The organism is Tunicatimonas sp. (genome assembly GCF_049647865.1).
Taxonomy (GTDB): Bacteria; Bacteroidota; Bacteroidia; order Cytophagales; family Cyclobacteriaceae; genus Tunicatimonas.
Window position 1 is genome coordinate 1 of record NZ_JBARYM010000228.1, and the last position, 8587, is coordinate 8587.

The following is an 8587-nucleotide window of genomic DNA, read 5'->3' on the forward strand; positions in this document are numbered from 1 at the left end:
TAGGACTTCCGGGTGAAGAGCGGCTGAATGGCAAGGGTGTTTCGGCTTGTGCCGTTTGCGATGGCTTCTTTTTCCGGGGACAAGATTTAGTAGTGGTTGGTGGTGGCGATACAGCCGCTGAAGAAGCCAGTTATCTTTCTAAGTTAGCAAATAAAGTATATCTGCTGGTTCGTCGCGACGAAATGCGAGCCTCCGCCATTATGCAACAGCGGGTAGAGCGGGCTGAAAATATTGAAATTTTATGGAACACTGAAACGGAAAAAATACTAGGTGAAGAGGCAGTGGAAGGAGTACGAGTAGTCAACAATCAAACCGGAGAAAAAAGTGAAATATCAGCTCAAGGTTTTTTCGTAGCGATTGGTCATAAGCCTAACACCGACATTTTTCGAGGTTATTTGGACATGGATGAAAACGGCTACATTATTACTAAAGCTGATTCTACGCAAACTAATATTCCGGGAGTATTTGCTTCGGGTGATGCCCAAGATCACGTTTATCGGCAGGCAATTACGGCAGCCGGAACTGGCTGCATGGCTGCATTGGAGGCCGAACGCTTTTTAGCAGCTCAAGAAGCTAATTTAGTAGAAGGAATTCCTACTATTGCTATGAAATAAGCCGCTTGTCTATAGCTACATAAAATATAACCGCTCTAATCATTAAGGTTGGGGCGGTTTTTTATTTCTTAGGCGGCAAATCAAACGCCTGCGCATCGTGCTCAAAGTGGCCTTTATGCGAACCATCGCAGTAAGGTTTATTGCTGGATAATCCGCAGCGGCAGATACTCACTAACGTTCTGCCCCCCAAACCATAAGTGTTTCCTTCTCGATCTACAATTTCAAAGTCGCCATCTACTTTGATTGAACCATTGTTGTTTACAGTAATTTTTGTTGATGCCATAAAATGTTAATGTAAAATGAATAATCGATAGTTCTAATACCTAGTTAAGTTCGAATCATCTTAAAGTGTTTGATATTACACTCCTCAAATTCATCACCTATTTTTTTAAAGCCATAGCGTTCGTAGAATGGCAGTGCAGTTATCTGAGCATGAAGATATATCAATTGATCTGCTTGCTCAGATTCATTAATATCAACCAGTATCCGCTGAAGAATAGCTGCACCAGCTCCTTGCCCACGATAAGGTGCTAATACTGCGAAACGTTCCAGTTTTATTCCGTGTTGAGTTTCTCGCCATCGGGCAGTGCCGCAAGCTACTTTATCTTTTCCATACGCTAGGTAGTGAGCCGCTGAGGCATCATATTCATCGTATTCTTCTTCTGAAGCCACCTGTTGCTCTTGCACAAATACTTCATTACGAATCCGAAAAGCCTGCTGTAGCTCTTCATTCGTACGAACTCTATGAACCTGCATTATCGTTAAGCCGATCATCGGCTCGTTTGTAAGCGTTGATAATATCTTTCACAATTCGATGGCGTACTACATCTTCACTGTCTAAAGTAACGAAGCCAATGCCGCTTACTCCGTTAAGTACATTAAGCGCATCAACCAATCCTGATTTTTGGTTACGAGGTAGGTCAATTTGCGAACGATCGCCCGTAATAATCACCTGAGAATTAGGGCCCATTCGGGTGAGGAACATCTTAATCTGCATAGGTGTAGTATTTTGGGCTTCATCTAACAGAATAAATGCGTTTTGCAACGTTCTCCCTCGCATATAGGCTAGCGGTGCAATTTCAATAATCTTATTCTCCTCGTAAAACTTAAGCTTTTCGCTAGGAACCATGTCGCTCAAAGCATCGTAGATCGGACGCAGGTAAGGATCAATCTTTTCCTTCAAATCGCCGGGTAAAAAGCCTAAGTTTTCTCCGGCTTCTACCGCCGGACGAGTGATAATAATCTTTTTTACTCGCTTATTTTTTAAAGCTCTAACTGCCAATGCTACTGAAATATAGGTTTTCCCGGTTCCAGCTGGGCCAATAGCAAATACTAGGTCGTTTTGAGAAGCTACTTGTACCAGACTGTACTGATTCTCGGTACGTGGCTTAATTACCGCCCCACGAGTGCCGTAGAGTAGTATGTCATCCACACTTTCATCAATCATCGGCTTCTTCTCATTACTAATATACGTCTTCACTTCATCTTCATCTACCTTACCGTAGCGAGAATAATGATTCAGCAAGGCGTTAATAATGTCGTTGATCTTGATGATTTCGGGAGTGCTACCCTGAATGCGGATTTCATTACCTCGAGATATAACCTTACTCTTAGGAAAAGCATTAGAAATAAGTCGAATATTTTTATTCTGAATACCTAAAAAGTCAGGTAAGGAAACGTCGTCTAGTGTAATAATTTTTTCTACCAATCGCTGTGAGGTTCTGTTGCTAAGATTTTACTACTTAAACGAGTAAACAATCCAGTAATGTTTACTTTTGCTTAAATAAATGTAAGCATAATCTGACGCGAAACCATGTCTATTATCACTTTTACCTCTGACTTCGGAACGAAGGACCACTACGTGGCCGCGGTAAAAGCCAAACTGTATAGTTTAGATGCTAATGCCCAAATTGTAGATATTAGTCATTCAATAGAAGCCTTTAATATTGCCCAAGGTTCATTTGTGATTAAATCGGTTTATCGGGATTTTCCGGTAGGCACCGTACACTTAGTGGCAATTGATGCTCAGTCAGCTAACCAGAAATATATTGCTGTGCGTTTAGAGGGGCATTATTTTGTTAGTGCCGATAATGGTTTACTTAGTTTACTAAGTGAAAAGGGGCCGGAGAAGATTATTGAGCTAGATAATCAAGATACCACAACGTTTACAACCAAAGAAATCCTTGCCCCGGTAGCTATTGCGCTCAGTCAGGGAGTGGCCATCCAGAAGTTAGGTAGCTTAACTGATGAGTTAGAGCGGCGGTTGCCTCGTATGCTAAAAGCAACTCGTAAGCAAATTGTCGGTCATGTAGTACATGTTGACCACTATGGTAACCTAATTACCAACATTGATCAACTTACGTTTGAACATCTCCAAAAAGGGGCTTCATTTCAATTGCGCTTTGGTCGGGAAGTAGCCACCTATTTACAGCAACATTACCACGAGGTAGAGTACGGGGAAGTGTTTTTACTATTTAATAGTGCAGGGTGGTTAGAAATTGGTATTAACCAGGGTAATGCCCACGAACTATTGGGGCTGGGCTATGATAGCCCCATTATGATTCAGTTTGAGCGAGATAGCCAGTAAAGTGCTTGATAAATTCTGTAAAGTTAGCTACGTTTGCTCTCCGTTTTTGCCCAGGTGGCGGAATTGGTAGACGCGTTGGTCTCAAACACCAATGGCTTCGGCCGTGCCGGTTCGAGCCCGGCCCTGGGTACAAATAAAAGCCCTTAAAGTAAATTTTAAGGGCTATTTTTATAAAAGAATGAAGCAGCCGGTTTTAGTAGACTGCTTATGAACTAAACGTTTATATTATCTAAAGTTATTTACTCAGTGCCTCTTCTACTGAACTACAGTATTGGATGTCGAATTTCTCAAAACTGAAATCTGGATTTCTTTCTAAAATTTTTCGCCTTCCTATTGATACACTAGTCTCAAATAAAGAATTAGCAGGTAGAATTTTGCGATGGTGCTTTAGCCCTTTATCCCACATCTTTTCTTTCCAATGAACGTGGTACCATTCCATAGCTTCTTGATCAAATACTGATAATGAGGTTTTATCAAAAATCAATGTAGTAGCATTGTTTTCTATAACAACCGATTCCAATTCTTGAAAAAAGTCTCGGAATGCCTTACTAGAAATATACGATTTCTTGGACCGACATAATAAAGTTTGAGATTGATCAATTAATTCTGCTTCTAAAAACTCATTTGTTGATACACTACTTTCTACAGTCATAGTACTATTTTTAGTTTTAAATATTAATATTTAAAGATTGAATCTCATTTTACAATTTTTGCGCCAGTATGAAATACTGTGATCACACATAGTATAGGCTGATTATTTTAATACTTGCTTCCTGAATAGGGAAAATAAATTCAATGAGAGAAAATCTAAAAAAGTTGATTTATTAAATATTATAGTTACATTTATAGTGTACTACTTAACTAATACACTATAACATGATTGTCGTTGATCGTCTATCGTTCGGTTATAAAAAAGGAAAACTACTCTTTGATAATCTGAACCTGCATCTTACAGCCGGACACATTTACGGATTATTGGGCCGGAACGGAGTTGGAAAGTCTAGTCTACTCCGAAATATTGCGGGTCTGCTTTACCCTAACAGCGGAAGTATTAGGGTGAGTGGGTTTAACCCTCGGGAACGAAAACCAGCCTTTTTGCAGCAAATTTACTTTATACCAGAAGAGATCTATTTGCCTTCAGAAACAATCCTGAAGTACTTAGCCGTTTATAGTCCTTTTTATCCTCAGTTTGACGAAGCTCAATTTCGCTACTATCTCACCGAATTAGACGTTCCCTTTGATAACCGTATCCCTGATTTGTCTTTTGGCCAACGAAAGAAAGTGCAGATTTCCTTTGCCCTTGCTTGCAATACGGATGTCCTAATTATGGATGAACCTACTAATGGGTTAGATATCCCTTCAAAACGGCAGTTCCGTAAGCTGTTAGCTTCGGCCTTACGGGAAGATCAGTTAATATTAATCTCTACCCATCAGGTGCGGGATTTGGATAATCTGATTGATTCGGTCATTGTGTTGGAAAGTAGTGAGATTCTATTACATCAGCCCCTCCATCGAGTAAGTGAGCAATTACGCTTTGCCACGCTGAGCCAAGCTGAAGATGACCAGCGGGTGCTCTACGCTGAACCATCGCTACAAGGGTATACTGTGGTGATGGAGAACTCGGAGCAGCGAGAAAGTAAAGTAGACCTAGAGCGACTGTTTAACGCAGCGATGGAAAATCCGAATCGTATTCGGCAACTATTCAATTAAAATCTGAATCACTATGAACCAGCAATTTAATCTATCTCGTTTTAGCTTGGTATTGAAAGCATACTGGGCTGTAAGCGGCAAAAACTATTTGCTATTGTTCGGTCTGATAATGGGTACAATGCTGTTATTAATGATTCCCATCATAAGTACTTCGCAGTTCAACGGTTTACTATATGGTCTTCATATTTTAACATTGTTTGGTGGAGTTGTACTAGGTGGATGCGCATTTACCAATACAGCTTTTACCGCTTACACAACCTCCGCAAAGGGGATGGCTACCATTATGGTTCCCGCTTCCCGACTGGAAAAATTCATCCCAATCTTGATTACCTGCCTTCTTGGTACTGTATCAGTGATTTTAATTGGTTTTTGGCTCCATAGTGAAATAGTAGAACTGGCTAATAGAGATATGTTGACCAAAGATAAGTATGAGGTAACTCCATTGTGGGTATGGCAGTTCTTTACTTATATACATTTCATACTTCAAGGAGCTATCTTTTTTGGCTCAATATACTTCAACAAAAACTCCCTGATAAAAACACTTGGAGCAGTATTAGTTGTTGCAATTTTTGCCTTTATGTTCAATCTATTATTGACTTATCACTTCACAGGGTATCCTTCAAGTGTCATGTCGTTCCCATTCACCTTCTGGAATATTTTTGAGTCTGGGCAAAGATTCACTGTAAAGTATCCGCCAGCCATTAGTGACTTAGTGGAATTAGTTCCAGCAGTGATAGCCGTAGCCCTAATTGGCATCACCTACGCGCGACTGCGAGAAAAAGAGATTTGATAGCTATGGAGTTTAACGATCAACAAGCGATTTACCTACAGATTGCCGATTACATCTGCGAGAAGATTCTACTCGAACAGTGGGCAGTAGAAGAACGAATTCCCTCGGTGCGCGATCTGGCGGCGACAATGGAGGTAAATCCCAATACGGTAGTACGTAGCTACGACTTCCTTCAGCAGCGCGATATTATTTACAACAAGCGGGGACTAGGCTACTTTGCTAGTGCTGATGCGATTACCAAGGTGCGAGTGTATCGCAAAGAGCGATTCTTAGAAACTGAATTACCCGATTTTTTCCGAACACTCTATCTACTCGATATTACTTTAGAAGAAATTCAGGAGCGTTACCAAAACTTCGTGGCCGAAACTTACCCCACTCCCTAAAAGAAAACTACTATGAAGACCAGCAACCAACTTCTTATTGGACTAATTGTCATCATCTTCGCGGCCATTTTCGGCACGGCTACTGTTTTAAAAAGTGAGTACGAAAAAATTGATAAAGATGATCCGTACTACGGCTATACCTCTGATACGCTAGCTGATTTTTCTGCCATAAAGCTAGAGGGAAAATATCCGAACCTGATACAGATACAAGCTGGGGATCAGTTTGAAATTAAAATGCGTGATAGCAAGCCATTAAGGATAAAATGGACTATCCGAAACGATACATTAGTACTCACATATCCGAAAGCAGATTTCCCAAACTGGTTTACAGTACAGGAAACATTGGCTGGACGGGCAGGAATTTACATATTCGCGCCTAAGCTTACTTCAGTACAAGCCAAGTCAACCACCTGCAAGCTAAGCGGTTGGGATTTATCCAATCTAGAACTTATGCAACAAGGTGAAAACAGCGGTATGGCCCTGACCGAAAGCAACATTGGAAACCTATCAGCTACGGTTACTCAGGGTGCCATAATGCGGATTGAACAACCTAATCAAATAAAGCAAGCTACCGTAGCAGTTCGGGATGTTAGTACTTTCATCACACGGCCCACTGCCATTGATTCGCTTAGTATTAGCGTAGATGAAGAGGCGCAGGTCACAATTCCGGGTAATTTGCTGCGGCGGGTTAATTTTGTAGATGAATAGGGCAGTACCTTTCCCGAATAAAATTCCAAAAGAGAAATACTGGGATTATTTCATCTTGGTGGCTCGCTTCCTACTAGGCTGGACGTTTCTGGGGTACGGTTACACTAAGCTGGTGGATGGGCAATTTGGGGTTAGCGAAGAGGAACTACTGACCCCGCTACAAGATTTGTCGCTGTTCCGCGTAGCCTGGTACTTGTTTGATCATCAGCCCTTTAAGGCCGTAGTGGGGGTGCTGCAAATCATCTGTGGCTCACTACTAATCATCAACCGAACCGTCATTATCGGGGCGTTTATGTTTATACCGTTGATCAGTACCATTCTGCTAATTGACCTAACGGTAATGCACTACGAGTTCAAGGTAGCTTTTGCCTGGCGACTCTCGTTTTATCTACTGCTAGATTTTCTAATATTATATCACTATCGGGCAAGAATGCAAGTGGTATGGAATGCGGTTTGGGACGAGGTGAACACTAAGTTGAGCTATACTCTATGGGCTTATCTGTTACTACCTGTCATGGCGGTAGTGCTTGATGTAGCCGGTATTGCTCCGAAGATTCTATTTAATGTGATAATGGATCCATCAGGAGTAGTAAAGGCAATCAAGGATTTCTCAACAATCGTAATAGAAAAGCTGCTATGATGCTGATACAAGATCTCAATCTGGAGCAGGATATTGTCCCTATTTTTAATTATACGAATAACACTCAGGCTGAACTAGCACTGCGGGATATGCTAAATGCCTCCGGCATGAGTTTAAATGAAATACGAGAAAGGCAAAATATCTGCCAAGGATATACGAAGAATTGGGATGTATTGGAGGATTATTCTTACCCCACACTTTATCAGCGAGAAACCCACTCTTTTCTAACCAGCGTTGCCAATCAACAGATATCGTTGGGTGAGTCTACAATAAAAACCCGGTTGCGGCTACAACTTTCAGACAGCGAACGGAGCCAGCGACGATCTCAGCTAGTCCAGATGATATTATTCCTGGATAGAATCTACTATAGGTATTTGGGGCGAATAAAGCAGCAGCATTTTCCTGAAAGCTACCGTAGAGAGTTAAAGAATACGAATCAATTCTTACAACGACTACGCTTGGAGTACTTTACGCATACCATCAACGAAGACAAATTCTCAGTGGCTAAGATGGTCGAGCTGACGCAGATTTTAGCTATACTGGACAGCAGTGAAATTAACGCATTCTGGAAGTTCTTCTTTCGCTTTGAGGCCTACCTTTCTATTGTTAAGGCCATCCGCCAGCGTCAATTTACGTTTCCCACATTTAGTGAAAGTAAGTTTCAGATCAATGATTTCTACCACCCACTAGTGAAAGAACCGGTTAAGAATAGTATTCAGGTGATGCCCGAAGAGAATACCGTATTGCTAACGGGGCCGAATATGTCAGGGAAATCAACGCTGCTAAAGTCAATCGGACTATGTACCTATCTAGCTCATATCGGGCTGGCTGTCCCGGCTCAATGTTGCGTATTGCCCTACTACGATGTGGTATCAATCTCAATCAATGCGAAGGATGATTTACAAAGTGGCTACAGCTATTTTATGACGGAAATACAGAACTTAAAAAGAGTATTACAACTTTCCAGCGAAGGAAAGAGGTGTTTCGCAGTGTTTGACGAGCTATTTAAAGGGACTAATATTGATGATGCTCAGGAGATTACGCTGACCACTGTTACTAGTTTGTTTAAGTTTACCGGCTCACTATTTTTCATTTCTACGCATCTGCTGCATTTAGAAAACCAAATTGATAATAGTAAAAATCACATCAAGCGGT

General features: G+C 41.2%; 12 protein-coding genes and 1 tRNA gene. 9 read left to right on the forward strand and 4 right to left on the reverse strand.

What is annotated here, in order from left to right:
* Positions 1 to 614: NAD(P)/FAD-dependent oxidoreductase (locus WBA23_RS07065; protein ID WP_424581558.1), on the forward strand; the 614-nt coding region annotated here is incomplete at its 5' end.
* A 61-nt stretch (positions 615 to 675) separates the two neighbouring features.
* Here the strand turns inward: WBA23_RS07065 and WBA23_RS07070 are convergent.
* The 3 genes from WBA23_RS07070 to WBA23_RS07080 are packed head-to-tail and all read right to left on the reverse strand — an operon-like array spanning position 676 to position 2322.
* Positions 676 to 897: a CDGSH iron-sulfur domain-containing protein gene (locus WBA23_RS07070; RefSeq protein ID WP_424581559.1), complete on the reverse strand. Its 222-nt coding sequence runs from the start codon at positions 895 to 897 to the stop codon at positions 676 to 678.
* A 44-nt stretch (positions 898 to 941) separates the two neighbouring features.
* Positions 942 to 1370 carry a GNAT family N-acetyltransferase gene (locus tag WBA23_RS07075; RefSeq protein ID WP_424581560.1) on the reverse strand — a complete coding sequence of 143 codons (429 nt, stop codon included), beginning with the start codon at positions 1368 to 1370 and terminating at the stop codon, positions 942 to 944.
* Entirely contained in the window at positions 1357 to 2322 is a 966-nt protein-coding gene (locus WBA23_RS07080; protein ID WP_424581562.1) for a PhoH family protein, read from the reverse strand. The genes WBA23_RS07075 and WBA23_RS07080 overlap by 14 nt, the downstream gene beginning before the upstream one ends.
* Before the next feature lie 105 nt (positions 2323 to 2427).
* Here WBA23_RS07080 and WBA23_RS07085 point away from each other — a divergent pair, with 105 nt between their 5' ends.
* Both WBA23_RS07085 and WBA23_RS07090 read left to right on the forward strand, forming a co-directional pair.
* The gene (locus WBA23_RS07085) at positions 2428 to 3201 is read left to right on the forward strand and encodes an SAM hydrolase/SAM-dependent halogenase family protein (protein WP_424581563.1); all 774 of its coding nucleotides are present in this window, start codon (positions 2428 to 2430) and stop codon (positions 3199 to 3201) included.
* Positions 3202 to 3249: 48 nt separating this feature from the next.
* Positions 3250 to 3331, forward strand: a tRNA-Leu gene (locus WBA23_RS07090).
* A gap of 105 nt (positions 3332 to 3436) precedes the next feature.
* Here the strand turns inward: WBA23_RS07090 and WBA23_RS07095 are convergent.
* Entirely contained in the window at positions 3437 to 3853 is a 417-nt protein-coding gene (locus tag WBA23_RS07095; protein WP_424581564.1) for a hypothetical protein, read from the reverse strand.
* 224 nt (positions 3854 to 4077) lie between these two features.
* Between WBA23_RS07095 and WBA23_RS07100 the strand changes: the two genes are divergently transcribed.
* The 6 genes from WBA23_RS07100 to WBA23_RS07125 form a co-directional block, all read left to right on the forward strand.
* On the forward strand, positions 4078 to 4911 hold the full coding sequence (locus WBA23_RS07100; protein ID WP_424581565.1) for an ATP-binding cassette domain-containing protein: 834 nt from the start codon (positions 4078 to 4080) through the stop codon (positions 4909 to 4911).
* 13 nt (positions 4912 to 4924) lie between these two features.
* Positions 4925 to 5701, forward strand: coding sequence for a hypothetical protein (locus WBA23_RS07105; protein WP_424581567.1), 777 nt, complete (start codon positions 4925 to 4927; stop codon positions 5699 to 5701).
* A 5-nt stretch (positions 5702 to 5706) separates the two neighbouring features.
* Complete coding sequence (locus WBA23_RS07110; protein ID WP_424581568.1) at positions 5707 to 6084, forward strand: GntR family transcriptional regulator; 378 nt, start codon at positions 5707 to 5709, stop codon at positions 6082 to 6084.
* 12 nt (positions 6085 to 6096) lie between these two features.
* Positions 6097 to 6792 (forward strand): hypothetical protein, encoded by a 696-nt coding sequence (locus tag WBA23_RS07115; protein ID WP_424581570.1) that lies wholly within the window; start codon positions 6097 to 6099, stop codon positions 6790 to 6792.
* The gene (locus WBA23_RS07120; RefSeq protein ID WP_424581572.1) at positions 6785 to 7432 is read left to right on the forward strand and encodes a DoxX family membrane protein; all 648 of its coding nucleotides are present in this window, start codon (positions 6785 to 6787) and stop codon (positions 7430 to 7432) included. The genes WBA23_RS07115 and WBA23_RS07120 overlap by 8 nt, the downstream gene beginning before the upstream one ends.
* Positions 7429 to 8587: MutS-related protein (locus WBA23_RS07125; protein ID WP_424581574.1), on the forward strand; the 1159-nt coding region annotated here is incomplete at its 3' end. The genes WBA23_RS07120 and WBA23_RS07125, both read left to right, overlap by 4 nt.